Source organism: Saccharopolyspora sp. 6M, assembly GCF_020176775.1.
In the GTDB taxonomy this organism is placed as follows: Bacteria; Actinomycetota; Actinomycetes; order Mycobacteriales; family Pseudonocardiaceae; genus Saccharopolyspora_C; species Saccharopolyspora_C gregorii.
Genome location: NZ_JAIUJZ010000080.1, coordinates 1 through 14,055, shown reverse-complemented (window position 1 = coordinate 14,055; position 14,055 = coordinate 1). Strand labels below are relative to the sequence as shown.

Below are 14,055 nucleotides of genomic sequence, written 5' to 3'. Positions count from 1 at the left end.
CCCCCCGGGTCTCACGCCGGGCCCCGCGGGGGCGCCGGCCTATGGGGGCCACACCGCCTGCGCCTGACCGTGGCGCCCCGGCGGGGGCGGGGGGGCCCCCGGGCCCCGGGCGGCCCGTTCTTTGCGCACCCGGAGGGGTGCGATGAAGGGAACCTTCCTGCCAGTGGTGACCGGAAGGTTCCCTTCATCGTCCGAGGGCGACGTTCCCCATCTTGCCACCGCGTAATACGCGAACTAACCTGCGTAATACATTGATCGGCCATGCGGATCGAGTCGATCGAGTGGGATGACGCGAATCTGGACACGCCACCCGCCACGGCGTCTCGGCGGACGAGATCGACCAGGCGATCTCCAACCCGACGAAGGTGGCTCGGAACAAGCGAGCCAGGGCCGCGTCGCACCTCCTGCTCGGCCGCACGCGCGGCGGCCGCCCGATCTTGGTGGCCATCGCCTACGACGAACCGTCCTCGACCGTTCGTCCGATCACGGCTTGGGAGGCGACATGACCCGGGACCCGCACGATGGTGCAGCTTCCGACGAGGCCGAATGGCACCAGCTGCACCGCGAGGAGCTCGAAGCGGACTTCGACGACGCCGAAGAGATCGCGGTCGAGGTGGCCCAGCCGCTCAACGTGTCGACCTCGTTCCGGATGAGCCGCGAGGAGGCAGCGGCGATCCGCGAAGCCGCGGCGACCGCGGGCCTCAGCCAGTCCGAGTGGATCCGGACCGTCTGCGTCGCTGCGGCGAACCGCACGACCGCTCAGGTCACCGGGATCAGCGCGTTCGAAGCGCGGAAGCTGCGGAGCCTGCTCGAACAAGCCGAACGGATCGTCCGGCCCGCCACCCAAGCGGGCTGACCGGGCCTGCCGCGGGCCGTCGGTTCCTCCGGGAACCGGCGGCCCGTTCTTTGCGCGCCCGGAGGGGTGCGATGAAGGGAACCTTCCTGCCACGTGTGACAGTAAGGTTCCCTTGCTGTCAGCTCCGGCGGTGCGCTGCCGCCGGTTCGCACGTGGAGGAGGAGACGGTGTACTTCACCGACCGGGGCATCGAGGAGCTCGAGGAGCGTCGCGGTGACGACGAGGTGACCTTGGCGTGGGTCGCGGACCGGATGCGGGTCTTCGTCGACCTGAACCCGGCGTTCGAGGACGCGACCGAGCGCCTCGCGACCTTCCTCGCCCGCGACGACGCGGACGACGACTGAGCCCTCCCGCGCTCCGGGATGACCGGAAGGTTCCCCGCACCGCATCCGTGGCAGCGAGGTTTCCCTTTCGCCCGTCGTGACAGGAAGGTTCCCTTCCTCACCGCACCCGCTCCCCCGCTCGCCACACCGCGTGCGTGAGCGGCACCCCGGGCCGGTACGCCAGCCAGGAGGCGCTGGGCGCGTCGAGGACGTGCAGGTCGGCGCGCGCACCGGGCCGGAGCACGCCGACGGCCCCGTCGCCGGTGTCGCGCCGCAGCGCCCGCGCCCCGCCGAGGGTGGCGGCGCGGATCGCTTCGGGCACGGTCATCCGCATCTGGAGCACGGCGGTGGTGACGCAGAACGCCATGGACGTGGTGTAGGAGGAGCCGGGGTTGCAGTTGGAGGCGAGCGCGACGGTCGCCCCGGCGTCGAGGAGTTCCCGCGCGGGCGGCAGCGGCTGCCGGGTGGAGAGGTCGCAGGCGGGCAGCAGGGTGGCGACGGTGCCGGATCCGGCGAGCGCGGCGATGTCCTCGGCTTCGAGGTGGGTGCAGTGGTCGACGCTGGCGGCGCCGAGTTCGACGGCGAGCCGCACGCCGGGTCCGGGCCCGAGCTGGTTGCCGTGCACGCGCAGCCCGAGTCCGCGGTCGGCGGCGGCGCGCAGCACCCGCCGGGTCTGCTCGGCGTCGAAGGCGCCCCGTTCGCAGAACGCGTCGCACCAGCGCACGTGGGGTGCGACGGCGTCGAGCATGTCGCCGCGGACGAGGTCGAGGTAGCGGTCGGGGTCTTCGCCGGGCGGCACGAGGTGCGCGCCGAGGAAGGTGACGTCGTCGGCTTCGGTGGCGGCGATGCGGGCGGCGCGGAGTTCGTCGGCGACGGTGAGCCCGTACCCGGTCTTGGTCTCGACGCAGGTGGTGCCGTTCCACGCGGCTTCGTCGAGGTGGCGGCGCAGGTTGGCGCGGAGTTCGTCGTCGGTGGCGGCGCGGGTGGCGTCGACGGTGAGGGCGATGCCGCCCGCGGCGTAGGGCTCGCCGTTCGTGCGGGCGGTGAACTCGTCGGTGCGGTCGCCGGCGAACAGCAGGTGGGTGTGGCTGTCGACCCAGCCGGGCAGCACGGCGCGGCCGTCGATGTCGAGAGCCTGGTCGGCGGCGGGTGCGCGGTGGGCGGGTCCGACCCAGGCGATGCGGTCGCCGTCGAGGACGAGCGCGGCGCCGCCGGGGGTGCCGAGCTCGTCGTCGTTCGTGGTGAGTTCGCCGATGCCGGTGATGGCGGTGCTGGTCATGGTGTTCCGTCCGCGTCGGTGGTCAGCTGAGTTCGGCGAGCACCCGCCGGAGGCGCCGGGCCGGGTCGGGCACGTGTTCGTGGGCGCGGTCGCGGACGATGGCGCGGCCGTGGGCGATGACGTCCCGGATCACGTCGCCGCGGGCGGCGGTGGGCACGCCGCCCAGGGGGACGCCGGCGAGGCGGGGCCCGGCGAGGTCGAGCGCGTCGAGGTCGGCGCGCTGCCCGGGTGCGATGCGTCCGGCGTCGAGCCAGCCGAGGGCGCGGTGCCCGTTCGTGGTGGCCATGTCGAGCAGCCGCGGGGTGTCGAAGTGCCCGCGGGTTTCGGCGCGCAGCCGTTGTCCTGCTTCGACGGCGTGGGCTTCGGCGAGCAGGTCGATGGTGGAGTGCCCGTCGCTGCCGAGGGACAGCGGACTGCCCGCGTCGTGCAGCGCGCGGGCGGGTCCGATGCCGTCGCCGAGGTCGGCCTCGGTGCTGGGGCACAGGCAGCTGCCGGTGCCGGTGTCGCCGAGCAGTCGCAGGTCGTGCTCGGTGAGGTGGGTGGCGTGCACGGCGGTGGTGCGGGGGCCGAGGGCGCCGTGCTCGTGGAGGAGTTCGGTCGGGGTGCGGCCGTGGGCGGCGCGGCAGGCGTCGTTCTCGGCGCGTTGTTCGGACAGGTGCACGTGCAGCGGGGTACCGCCGCGCTGCGCCCAGCCGACGAGGTGCGGGATCTGCCCGGCGGGGACGGCGCGCACGGAGTGCACGGCGGCGCCGAGGCGCACCCGGCCGCAGTCGACGCGGAACCGGTCGACGCGGTCGGCCCAGGCGGTGGCGTCGCCGTCGCTGAACCGCAGCTGCACGCCTTCGGCGGGGGTGTCGAAGCCGCCGGTGAGGTAGCAGGTGTCGAGGAGGGTGAGCCGGATCCCGGCGTCGTGGGCGGCTTGGGCGAGCGCGGCGCTCATCGCGTTGGGGTCGTCGTAGCGGCCGCCGCCGGGCGGGTGGTGCAGGTAGTGGAATTCGCCGACGCAGGTGATCCCGGCGAGCGCCATCTCGGTGTAGGTGGCGGTGGCGAGCCGCAGGTAGCTGTCGGGGTCGAGCCGTCCGGCGAGCGCGTACATCTGCTCGCGCCAGGTCCAGAAGGTCCCGCGTCCGGTGGCGCGCCCGCGGAGCCCGCGGTGGAAGGCGTGCGAGTGGGCGTTGGCGAGGCCGGGGATGACGAGCCCGGGCAGCCGGGTGGCTCCGGGGGGCGGGTCGTCGGTGCGGGTGACGGCGGTGACGGTGGTGCCGTCGACGTCGACGAGCACGCCGGCCTGCGGCCCGTCGTCGAGCCAGGCGTGTTCGCACCAGTAGGTCATGCGGTCCACCTCCGGAGGACGTCGGCGAGCGCCGTGGTGCCTGCGGCGCAGTCGTCGGGTTCGGCGTGCTCCTCGGGTGCGTGGCTGACGCCGGTGGGGTTGCGGACGAACAGCATGGCCGTGGGCGCGTGGGCGGCGAGGACTCCGGCGTCGTGCCCGGCTCCGGTGGGCAGCACGGGAGCGTCGTCGAGCTGGGCGCGGAGTTCGTCGCGGAGCCCGGGGTCGAAGTGCACGGTGTCGCCGTAGGACTCTTCGGTGATCTCGACGGTGCAGCCTTCGTCGTGGGCGTGCTCGTGGGCGTGCCGGGCGATCTCGTCGACGAGGGCCCGGGCGGCGGGGTGCAGCGGGGCTCGGGCGTCCAGCCACAGGTCCACCGCGGAGGCGATGACGTTGGTGCCGCCGGGGGTGGCTTCGACGCGGCCGACGGTGGCGCGGGCCTGCTCGCGGGCGGCGGCGTCGCGGCGGGCGGCGAGCACGGTGCGGGCGGCGGGGATCATGGGGTCGCGGCGGTCGCCGATCGGGGTGGCTCCGGCGTGGTTGCCTCCGCCGCGGAACCGGAACCGCCGCAGCACGTGCGCGAGGATGCTGTCGGCGACGGCGACGGGCCGGTGCAGGTCGATGAGGCCCTTGCCCTGTTCGACGTGCAGTTCCACCAGGCGTCCGATGCGCCGCAGCGCCGCGTCGTCGCGCCCGGCGCGTTCCGGGTCGTGCCCGGCGGCGCGCATCGCTTCGGCGAAGGTGGTGCCGTCGGGGTCGCGCAGCGCACAGGCGGCGTCGCGGCTGATGCCGCCGCTGAGCAGCCGGGAACCGAGGCACGGTACCCCGAACCGGCCGCCTTCCTCTTCGGCGAACGCGACGACGGCGAGCGGTCGCCGCGGCCGGAACCCGCTGTCGCGCAACGACTCCACGGCGGCGAGCGCGGACACCACGCCGAGCGGCCCGTCGAAGGCCCCGCCGCCGGGCACCGAGTCGAGGTGGCTGGCGGTGACGACGGCGTCGTCACCGGGTTCTCCCCACCACGCCCACAGGTTCGCGTTGCGGTCGGTCTCGACCTGCAGGCCGCGACGCCCGGCCTGTTCGGCGAACCACTCGCGGAGTTCGCGTTCCCCGCGGTCGAAGACGTGCCGGGAGTAGCCGCCGCGGCGCCGGTCGCGGCCGACGTCGTCGAGCTCGGCGAGCAGCCGGGACGTGCTCATCGCCCCTCCCCCGCGATCGGCAGCCGCAGCCCGCGTTCGGCGGCCACGTCGCGGGCGCGGTCGTAGCCGGCGTCGGCGTGCCGCAGCACCCCGGTGCCGGGGTCGTTGGTCAGGACGCGTTCGAGCTTGCGGGCGGCGAGCTCGGTGCCGTCGGCGACGGTGACCTGCCCGGCGTGCAGCGAGCGGCCCATGCCGACGCCGCCACCCTGGTGCACCGACACCCAGGTGGCGCCGGAAGAGGTGTTGACCAGCGCGTTGAGCAGCGGCCAGTCGGCGACGGCATCGGATCCGTCGGCCATCCCCTCGGTCTCCCGGTAGGGGGAGGCGACGGATCCGCTGTCGAGGTGGTCGCGGCCGAGCACGAGCGGCGCGGACACCTCGCCGGAGGCGACGAGTTCGTTGAACCGCAGCCCGGCGCGGTGCCGTTCGCCGTAGCCGAGCCAGCAGATCCGGGCGGGCAGCCCTTGGAACGCGACCTTCTCCCCGGCGAGCCGGATCCAGCGGGCCAGGTGCTCGTCCTCGCCGAACTCGTCGAGGATCGCGCGGTCGGTGGCGGCGATGTCGGCGGGGTCGCCGGACAGCGCGGCCCAGCGGAACGGGCCTTTGCCCTCGCAGAACAGCGGCCGCAGGTAGGCGGGCACGAAGCCGGGGTAGTCGAAGGCGCGCGCGTAGCCGGCTTCGGCGGCTTCGCCGCGCAGCGAGTTGCCGTAGTCGAAGACTTCGACGCCCGCGTCGAGGAAGCCGACCATCGCTTCGACGTGCTCGGCGATGGAGTCGCGGGCGCGGGTGGTGAACTCGTCGGGCTTCTGCGCCGCGTAGTCCGCCCAGTCGTCGAGGTCGACGCCGCGCGGCAGGTAGGACAGCGGGTCGTGCGCGGAGGTCTGGTCGGTGACGATGTCGGCGGGCACGCCGCGCCGCAGCAGTTCCGGCAGCACTTCGGCGGCGTTGCCGATGACGCCGATGGACACGGCGCGGCGCTGATCGCGAGCGGCGACGGCCTGCTCGACGGCGTCGTCGAGGTCGTCGGCGAGCACGTCGAGGTAGCGGTGCTGCACGCGGCGGCGGGCGCGTTCGGGGTCGCATTCGACGACGAGCGCGGCGCCGCCGTTCATGGTGACGGCGAGGGATTGCGCGCCGCCCATGCCGCCGAGTCCGGCGGTGACGGTGAGCGTTCCGGCGAGGCTGCCGCCGAAGCGCTTGGCGGCGACGGCGCCGAACGTCTCGTAGGTGCCTTGCAGGATGCCCTGGGTGCCGATGTAGATCCACGATCCGGCGGTCATCTGCCCGTACATCATGAGCCCGAGCGCGTCGAGCCTGCGGTATTCGGGCCAGTTCGCCCAGTCCCCGACGAGGTTCGAGTTCGCCAGCAGCACCCGCGGTGCCCATTCGTGGGTGCGCAGCACGCCGACGGGTTTGCCGGACTGCACCAGCAGCGTCTCGTCCTCGGCGAGGGCGCGGAGCTCGGCGACGATGGCGTCGTAGCTGGCCCAGTTCCGGGCGGCGCGGCCGGTTCCGCCGTAGACGACGAGGTCGTCGGGGCGTTCGGCGACGTCCGGGTCGAGGTTGTTCTGCAGCATCCGCAGCGGTGCTTCGGTGCTCCAGGAGCGGGCGGTGCGGGTGGTGCCGCGCGCCGCGCGCACGGGCCGGGGTCCGGTGCTCATGCTCAGCCTCCCAGGTGGTTCTGCACGGTGGTGTTGACGGCACCGGAGCGCAGCAGCGCTTCGGTCTCGGCGATCTGCGGGGCGAGGTGCGCGTCGGGTCCGGGCCCCGGCACGCGGGTGCGCAGCAGGTCCCGGGCGGCGGCGGTGCCGGGCGCGGGTGCGAGCGGGGCGCGCAGGTCGAGGGCGCGGGCGGCGGTGAGCAGTTCGACGGCGAGCACGGTGCGCAGCCCGTCGAGGGCGCGGCGCAGCTTGCGGGCCGCCGCCCAGCCCATCGACACGTGGTCCTCCTGCATGGCGCTGGTGGGGATGGAGTCGACGGAGGCGGGCGCGGCGAGCCGTTTGAGCTCGGCGACGACTCCGGCCTGCGTGTAGTGCGCGATCATGTGCCCGGAGTCGACGCCGGGGTCGTCGGCGAGGAAGGCGGGCAGCCCGTGCGAGCGAGCCACGTCGAGCATCCGGTCGGTGCGGCGTTCGGCCATGCTCGCCACGTCGGCGAGCGGGATCGCCAGGTAGTCGAGGGCGTGCGCGAGCGGGGCGCCGTGGAAGTTGCCGTTGGATTCGACGCGGCCGTCGTCGAGGACGACGGGGTTGTCGATGGCGGCGGCGAGTTCGCGGTCGGCGACGGTCTCGGCGAACGCGACGGCGTCGGCGGCCGAGCCGTGCACCTGGGGTGCGCAGCGCAGCGAGTAGGCGTCCTGCACGCGGGTGCAGCCGGGGCCGCGGTGGCTGGCGACGATCTCGGATCCGGCGAGCAGCCGGTGGATGCGGTCGGCGGAGCGGGCCTGCCCGGGGTGCGGGCGCAGCGCGTGCAGGTCGGCGGCGAAGACCCGGTCGGTGCCCAGCAGCGCTTCGACGCTCATCGCGGCGGTGAGGTCGGCGATCTCCAGCAGTTCGGCGAGGTCGTGCAGCGCGAGCACCAGCATGCCGAGCATGCCGTCGGTGCCGTTGGTCAGCGACAGGCCTTCCTTCTCGGCGAGCACCACGGGTTCGATGCCGGCGTCGGCGAGCGCGTCGGCGGCGGGGCGGGTGGTCCCGTCCGGCGCGAGCACGTGGCCTTCGCCGGTGAGGGCGAGCGCGACGGCGGCGAGCGGCGCGAGGTCTCCGGAGCAGCCGAGGGAGCCGTGTTCGTGCACGACGGGCACGATGCCCGCGTTGAGCGCGGCGGCGAGGGCGCGGGCGGTGCTGAGCCGGGCGCCGGTGTGGCCGGTGCTGATGGTGCGCAGCCGCAGCAGCATCAGGGATCGCACCACTTCGGCTTCGACGGCGGGCCCGGCGCCGGCGGCGTGCGAGCGGACGAAGGACTGCTGCAGGGCGGTGCGCCGTTCGGCGGGGATGTGCCGGACGGCGAGCGCGCCGAACCCGGTGGAGACGCCGTAGGTGGGTTCCTCGGCGGCGGCGAGCGCGTCGATGTGCCTGCGGGTGCCTTCGACGGCGCGTTCGGTGTCGGGGTCGAGCTCGACGGCGGTGCCGCCGCGGGCGATGTCGACGACCTGCTGCCGGGTCAGCTCGCCGGCCACCAACTTGTGCACGTGTCGCATTCCTCCATGTCACACGGGTGCGGCGCGGCGCAGAAGCCCGGTTAGGGTGGTTCCGTCTGGGATTCCAGACGTCGCGGGGAGGTCCGGTGGGAGCCAGCAGCGAGGTGCCCGCGCTGCGGCGCGGGCTGGCGATCTTGACGGCGATGGCGGGCCGGGCGGCGCCGGTGTCGGCGGGGGCGCTGGCGCGGGAGCTGGGGTTGCCGCGGTCGACGACGTACCACTTGCTGGCGGAGCTGGTGGCGGCCGGTTTCGTGGTGCGGTTGCCGGAGGAGCGCCGGTTCGCGCTGGGGGTGGCGGCGTTCGAGCTGGGTTCGGCGTACTTGCGCGCCGATCCGCTGGAGCGGTTGGCGAGCCCGGTGCTGCGCAGGCTGGTGGACGAGGTGGGGTGCACCGCGCACCTGGGGGTGCTGCACGGTGGTGAGCTGCTGTACCTGCTGCAGCAGCGCCCGTCGCGGGCGCAGACGCTGGTCACCGATGTGGGGGTGCGGTTGCCCGCGCACTTGACGGCGTCGGGGCGGGCGATGTTGGCGCACCTGCCTGCCGCGCAGGTGCGGGCGTCGTTCCCGGCGGGGTTCGCGAGCCGCACCGAGCGGGGGCCGCGGACGTTGCCGGAGTTGCGCCGCGTGCTGGACGCGGAGCGCCGCCTGGGTTGGGCGGTGGAGGACGGGCACGTGACCGGCGGGTTCGCTTCGGTGGCGTGCCCGGTGTTCGGGCCGGACCGGTGGCCGTCGGCGGCGATCAGCGTGACGTTCCGGCACGTGTGCGAACCGGCTGGGCGTACGAGTTGCGGTGCGACCTGGCCGGAGCTCGCCGACAAGGTGCGGATTGCAGCCGAGGACCTGACCGGGCGAATCGATGGGCGCCGCTAAAATCGCTTCGGGCGCCGTCACGCTATCACCGATCGTCGTCACGCGGAGACGTCGAGAACAGCGATATGCCCGGCCCCCTCCGAAGAATGGGGGCCGGGCATCTCCCACCTCGAAGAGGCGGCACTGTCAGCCCTCGGTGTTGCCGATGCCGGTCTCAGCGCCCGAACCGCCACCGTCGCCGCCGTTGGCGGCGGAGCACGAACCCGAGCCCAGGATGCCGATGCCGCAGAGCAGGTTCAGGCCGGTGCCACCAGCGCCCCCGGCGCCCCCGTCACCGGACTCGCTGGTGACGACCGGGTCGTCGTGCCCACCGGCGAACGCCGTCGTGGAGCCGGCACCGAACAGAGCCACGGCGACCGCGGCCGCACCAAGGAGGCGAGTAGAAGTACGCATGCGAGATTTCCCCTCGTTGTTGCTGAATCGGATTCAACCGAGCCACCCGAGAAGGACGAGGTTCGAACCTCTCGGTGATCGGCGACAAAACCATCGCACCGACCTCGCTCTCCTGCATCTTCAGTAGCACTAAAGTGGTTTAGAAGTAACCCGTTCGTTTAAACAGCGGCGGTGCGACGAGCGGCTTCACCCGCAAAGACGCACGATCAACGATTTCCTGTCGACAAATATTCGATCTTCACTCCGGACTGATGACCGTCGGCGGCGATTGACCGATTCGCTTCGCGGCCCGCGCGCGAGCCAGGCCGCCACCCGCTGAACGACCGAGCGATCGGGCGACGGCGTTCCGCATGGTCGTCCAGGTTCGCGAGATCGCCGATCTTCATTGCGCTGAACGTCGAGAACAGCGATGTGCCCGGACCCCTCGAAAGGGATCCGGGCACTTCTTTCCCGCGGCGGAAAGGTCGAGCTGTCAGCCCTCGGTGTTGCCGATGCCGGTCTCAGCGCCCGAACCGCCACCGTCCCCGCCATCGGAGGCGGAGCACGAGCCCGAGCCCAGAACGCCGAGGCCGCAGAGCACATTCACCCCGATGCCACCAGAGCCACCGGCACCCCCGTCACCGGACTCGCTGGAGACAGCCGGGTCGTCGTGCCCACCGGCGAACGCCGTCGTGGAGCCGGCACCGAGCAGAGCCACGGCGACCGCGGCCGCACCAAGGAGGCGAGTAGAAGTACGCATGCGAGATTTCCCCTCGTTGTTGCTGAATCGGATTCAACCGAGCCACCCGAGAAGGACGAGGTTCGAACCTCTCGGTGATCGGCGACAAAACCATCGCACCGATCCCGAACTCCAGCACTTCCAGTAGCGCAAAAGTGGGCCGCGCCCCACACCATGGTTGACCGCGTCACGCTGCGTCGACCGGTTGCTCGCACGATGCGGCGACACCGGGCGAGCCCGAAAGGGAATCAGATTTCGCCAGCAGCCGGAGTGGATCAGCGCGGAGCGCACGCTCCTCCGGCCGCCGGGACGCGCCGAGGGGTGTCACGCACCCACTGCGGCGACGAATTCCTTGGCGAGATCGGTGGGATTGGCCTTGTCGACTTCGAGCCGCCGGTTGAGCTCGGTGAGGTCCTCGGTGCTCAGCGCCCGCGACACCCGGTCGATCGCCTCGGCCTGCGGCGGGGTCAGCCTGCCCTCGCCGACCAGCGGCACCACGTGCTGGGCCGGGAACATGTCGCGGGTGTCCCGCAGCGGCACCAGGTCGTTCGCGGCGATCTGCGAGGACGTGGTGAACAGGTTCGCGACCTGCACGGTGTCGCCGGTGAGCGCGTCCACGGTGACGGTGCCCGCTTCGAGGTTGCGGATCTCCGCGAAGGTGCAGCCGTAGACCTCGGCGATGCGCTGCTCCCACCGCGTCTTCCACTCGGCGGGGGCGCCGAGCACGAATTCGCCGCAGCGCGGCCCGAGGTCCTCCAGCGTGCCGATGCCGCTGTCGGCGGTGCGGCGGGTCACGGTGAGCACGTCGGAATCCTCGGCGGGCGCCTGGTCGAGGACGTCCAGCCCGGGCGGCAGCTTCCGCCGCAGGGCGTCGTAGACCTGCCCCGATTCGGTGGCGGGATCGTTCTCGTCGACGTACTGCAGCAGGTTGCCGGTGTAGTCGGGCATCACCGACAGCTCGCCCTGGGCGACGGCGTTGACGTAGGTCTCGCGCGCCCCGATGCGGGGTTTGGTGTCGACGTCGGCGCCGGTGCGCCGCAGCGCCTCGGCGTAGATCTCCATCACGAGTTCGCTCTCGGTGAAGTCGGCGGAGCCGACGACCAGCGCCCCGTTCGTGCCGTCCCCGGCCTGGAACGGGTCGCCGCCGCAGCCCGCGACCCCGACCAACGCCAAGCCGGCCAGCGCCAGCGCTCCCCATCGCTTCACGGCGTGCTTCTTCCCGTCGCAGTGGACACGTGTTCAGCCGGTGCTCGTGGCGGCTGCAGGCGGGCCGCTGCGGATGCCGCGCGGCGTGACGGCTCGCGAGAGCCTGCTCAGCAGCACGTCGAGCAGTACCGCCAGCAGCGCGATGCACAGCGCCGCGGCGAGCGTCTGGCCGTAGTCGTAGGTCTTGATGCCTTCGAGCAGGATGCTGCCGAGCCCGCCGAGGCCCACGTACGCGGCGACGGAGGCGGTGGCCACGACCTGCAGCATCGCGGTGCGCACCCCGCCGAACAGCAGCGGCGCTGCGTTCGGCAGCTCCACCTGCCACAGCTGCTGCATCGGGGTCATGCCCATGCCCTTGGCGGCGTCGCGCACCTCGGCGGGCACGCTCTGCACCCCGGCGTAGGCGCCGGAGAGCACCGCGGGGATCGCCAGGATCACCAGCCCGGCCAGCGTGGGCGCCTCGCCGATGCCCGCGACGAGCACGAACAGGGTGACCAGGCCGAGCGTCGGCAGCGCCCGCAGCGAGTTGCTGAGCACGACGACGGTGGCGCCGCCGCGGCCGGTGTGCCCGATCCACAGCCCGATCGGCATCGCGATGATCGAGGCGCACAGCACCGACAGCACGCAGTAGTACAGGTGCCTGCCCGTCTGGGCGAGCAGCCCGGTGGAGGACAGCCAGTGCTCCGGGTCCGACAACCAGGCGACCAGCTCGTTGATGATCATGTCAGCGTCCCCCCGCGCTCGCCCGCTGCCACGGGGTGCACAGCCTGCGCAGCGCCACGATCAGCAGGTCCCCGACCATCGCCAGCGCGAGCGTGAGCACCACGCCGATCAGGATCGGAGTCAGGTAGTCCCGCTGGAACCCGTCGGTGAACAACCGGCCGAGCCCGCCGATGCCGATCAGCGCGCCGACGCTGACGAGGCTGACGTTGCTGACCGAGGCGACCCGCAGCGAGGTGCTCAGCACCGGCAGCGCCAGCGGCACCTCGACGGCGAAGAACCGGCGGCGCGGCCGGTAGCCGAGGGCGGTGGCGGCGGTGACGACGTGCTCGGGCACCGAGTCGAGACCTTCCATCACGGGTCGCACCAGCAGCGCCGCGTTGTAGATGGTCAGCGCGATGACCACGTTGATCGCGGCGGTCGCACCGGTCCCGATCACCACGGGGATGATCACGAACAGGGCCAGCGAGGGGATCGTGTAGAGCACGTTCATCGAGCCCAGCAGCACTCCGCGCAGCTTCGGCGCCCGCTGCGCGAGCCGCCCGGCGGGCACCGCCAGCAACGCGCCCAGCACCAGCGGCACCAGCGCGAGGTAGATGTGCTGCCCGAGGGATTCCAGCACCACCTCGCGGTTGCTGGGGCTGGAGAAGTAGTGCGCGAGCTCGTCGATCACGGCCGCTCCCCGCGCCCGGCCTCGATGACGTCGAGCACGTGCCGGGCGCCGACGACGCCGACGTACCCGCCGTCCTCGTCGACGACGACGCCGAGCCCGGACGGCGCGGACAGCGCCGCGTCCAGCGCGCCGCGCAGCGCCGTCCCGCGGGTGTGCAGCGAGCCGCCCGCGACCAGCACGTCCTCGGTGAGGGGTTCGTCCGCGGTGGTGCGCGGCGGCAGCCAGCCGCGGGGCCTGCGGTCGGCGTCGAGGACGAGCACCCACTCGTCGCCGGTGCGGCCGGGGACGTCGCCGAGGGAAACGGTGCGGACCTCGCCGGGTTCGATCCCACCGCCGTCGGCGAACGACAGCCGCCGGTAGCCGCGGTCGCGCCCGATGAAGGAGGTGACGAAGTCGTCGGCGGGCCGGGCGAGCAGCTCGTCGGGTGCGGCGTACTGGGCGACGTGCCCGCCGGTGCGCAGCACGGCGACCTTCTCGCCGAGCTTCACCGCCTCGTCGATGTCGTGGGTGACGAACAGGACGGTCTTGCCGAGTTCGCCCTGCAACCGCAGCAGCTCGTCCTGCAGCCCTTCGCGGACCACGGGGTCGACGGCGCTGAACGGCTCGTCCATCAGCAGCACCGGCGGATCGGCGGCGAGGGCACGGGCCACGCCGACGCGCTGCTGCTGGCCGCCGGAGAGCTGCGCCGGGTAGCGGTCGCCGAGCGAGGCCGGCAGCCCCACCAGGTCCAGCAGTTCCTGCGCGCGCCGCCGGGTGTCGCGGCGGGAACCGCGGAACAGCCTCGGCACGGTGGCGATGTTGTCCAGCACGGAGCGGTGCGGGAACAGCCCGGCCTGCTGGATGACGTAGCCGATGCCGCGGCGCAGCACCGCCGGGTCGGCGTCGCGCACGTCCCGCCCGTCCACGAGCACGGTGCCCGCGCTCGGGTCGATCATGCGGTTCACCATGCGCAGCAAGGTGGTCTTCCCGCAGCCGGACGGACCGACGAGCACGGTGATCGTGCCCGCCTCGACCGCCAGGTCCACGTCGTCGACCGCGACCGCGCCCCCGGGATATTCCTTGCGCACGGATCGGAACTCGATCAACCGAGCCCCCTCGGATCACCGACAGTCACTTGCCGACCGCCGCAAACCTGGCCGACCCTAACTCGAACGCCGGAACGACGCGATGACCCACGACTCTCACGTGATCTTTTCCGCCGCTGCCAACAGCCGCTTCCCACGATCCGGGAGATCTGGTCCCCCGACGGAGATCCCGGCGCCCCGTCCCCCGCTCCGGCCATCATCACCC

At 72.9% G+C, this 14,055-nt stretch carries 15 protein-coding genes and 1 pseudogene; 4 read left to right on the top strand and 12 right to left on the bottom strand.

The window, feature by feature from the left end; genetic code table 11:
• Nucleotides 1–323: 323 nt before the first annotated feature.
• The 3 genes and pseudogenes from LCD31_RS29775 to LCD31_RS12795 all read left to right on the top strand — a co-directional run.
• A pseudogene (locus tag LCD31_RS29775) lies at nt 324–506 on the top strand (hypothetical protein); the annotation flags it as partial.
• On the top strand, nt 503–856 hold the full coding sequence (locus tag LCD31_RS12800; protein ID WP_224958281.1) for a hypothetical protein: 354 nt from the start codon (nt 503–505) through the stop codon (nt 854–856). The pseudogene LCD31_RS29775 and the gene LCD31_RS12800, both read left to right, overlap by 4 nt.
• A gap of 167 nt (nt 857–1,023) precedes the next feature.
• Nucleotides 1,024–1,200 carry a DUF6104 family protein gene (locus tag LCD31_RS12795; protein ID WP_224958280.1) on the top strand — a complete coding sequence of 59 codons (177 nt, stop codon included), beginning with the start codon at nt 1,024–1,026 and terminating at the stop codon, nt 1,198–1,200.
• A 97-nt stretch (nt 1,201–1,297) separates the two neighbouring features.
• Here the strand turns inward: LCD31_RS12795 and hutI are convergent, their stop codons facing one another.
• From hutI to hutH, 5 genes are read right to left on the bottom strand one after another with little or no spacing between them, the layout of a single operon-like run.
• Nucleotides 1,298–2,458: an imidazolonepropionase gene (hutI, locus tag LCD31_RS12790; RefSeq protein WP_224958279.1), complete on the bottom strand. Its 1,161-nt coding sequence runs from the start codon at nt 2,456–2,458 to the stop codon at nt 1,298–1,300.
• 22 nt (nt 2,459–2,480) lie between these two features.
• The gene (locus LCD31_RS12785) at nt 2,481–3,791 is read right to left on the bottom strand and encodes a formimidoylglutamate deiminase (protein WP_224958278.1); all 1,311 of its coding nucleotides are present in this window, start codon (nt 3,789–3,791) and stop codon (nt 2,481–2,483) included.
• The gene (locus LCD31_RS12780) at nt 3,788–4,987 is read right to left on the bottom strand and encodes an allantoate amidohydrolase (protein WP_224958277.1); all 1,200 of its coding nucleotides are present in this window, start codon (nt 4,985–4,987) and stop codon (nt 3,788–3,790) included. The genes LCD31_RS12785 and LCD31_RS12780 overlap by 4 nt, the downstream gene beginning before the upstream one ends.
• Nucleotides 4,984–6,648, bottom strand: a complete 1,665-nt coding sequence (gene hutU, locus LCD31_RS12775) for a urocanate hydratase (RefSeq protein ID WP_224958276.1) — start codon at nt 6,646–6,648, stop codon at nt 4,984–4,986. Before hutU ends, LCD31_RS12780 begins: the two co-directional genes overlap by 4 nt.
• Before the next feature lie 2 nt (nt 6,649–6,650).
• Nucleotides 6,651–8,186: a histidine ammonia-lyase gene (hutH, locus tag LCD31_RS12770; protein WP_224958274.1), complete on the bottom strand. Its 1,536-nt coding sequence runs from the start codon at nt 8,184–8,186 to the stop codon at nt 6,651–6,653.
• An 86-nt stretch (nt 8,187–8,272) separates the two neighbouring features.
• Between hutH and LCD31_RS12765 the strand changes: the two genes are divergently transcribed.
• On the top strand, nt 8,273–9,055 hold the full coding sequence (locus LCD31_RS12765) for an IclR family transcriptional regulator (protein WP_224958272.1): 783 nt from the start codon (nt 8,273–8,275) through the stop codon (nt 9,053–9,055).
• Nucleotides 9,056–9,181: 126 nt separating this feature from the next.
• Here LCD31_RS12765 and LCD31_RS12760 read toward each other — a convergent pair whose 3' ends face one another.
• The 7 genes from LCD31_RS12760 to LCD31_RS12730 form a co-directional block, all read right to left on the bottom strand.
• Complete coding sequence (locus LCD31_RS12760) at nt 9,182–9,448, bottom strand: hypothetical protein (RefSeq protein WP_224958271.1); 267 nt, start codon at nt 9,446–9,448, stop codon at nt 9,182–9,184.
• A gap of 206 nt (nt 9,449–9,654) precedes the next feature.
• The gene (locus LCD31_RS12755) at nt 9,655–9,834 is read right to left on the bottom strand and encodes a hypothetical protein (protein ID WP_224958269.1); all 180 of its coding nucleotides are present in this window, start codon (nt 9,832–9,834) and stop codon (nt 9,655–9,657) included.
• Between the two features lie 86 nt (nt 9,835–9,920).
• Nucleotides 9,921–10,187 carry a hypothetical protein gene (locus tag LCD31_RS12750; protein ID WP_224958267.1) on the bottom strand — a complete coding sequence of 89 codons (267 nt, stop codon included), beginning with the start codon at nt 10,185–10,187 and terminating at the stop codon, nt 9,921–9,923.
• A 303-nt stretch (nt 10,188–10,490) separates the two neighbouring features.
• Nucleotides 10,491–11,372 carry an ABC transporter substrate-binding protein gene (locus LCD31_RS12745; RefSeq protein ID WP_224958264.1) on the bottom strand — a complete coding sequence of 294 codons (882 nt, stop codon included), beginning with the start codon at nt 11,370–11,372 and terminating at the stop codon, nt 10,491–10,493.
• Between the two features lie 33 nt (nt 11,373–11,405).
• A complete protein-coding gene (locus tag LCD31_RS12740) occupies nt 11,406–12,095 on the bottom strand; it encodes an ABC transporter permease (protein WP_224958263.1) in 690 nt (229 codons plus the stop codon).
• Nucleotide 12,096: 1 nt separating this feature from the next.
• Nucleotides 12,097–12,765 (bottom strand): ABC transporter permease, encoded by a 669-nt coding sequence (locus tag LCD31_RS12735; protein ID WP_224958261.1) that lies wholly within the window; start codon nt 12,763–12,765, stop codon nt 12,097–12,099.
• Complete coding sequence (locus LCD31_RS12730) at nt 12,762–13,850, bottom strand: ABC transporter ATP-binding protein (RefSeq protein ID WP_224958259.1); 1,089 nt, start codon at nt 13,848–13,850, stop codon at nt 12,762–12,764. The genes LCD31_RS12735 and LCD31_RS12730 overlap by 4 nt, the downstream gene beginning before the upstream one ends.
• Nucleotides 13,851–14,055: the final 205 nt, after the last annotated feature.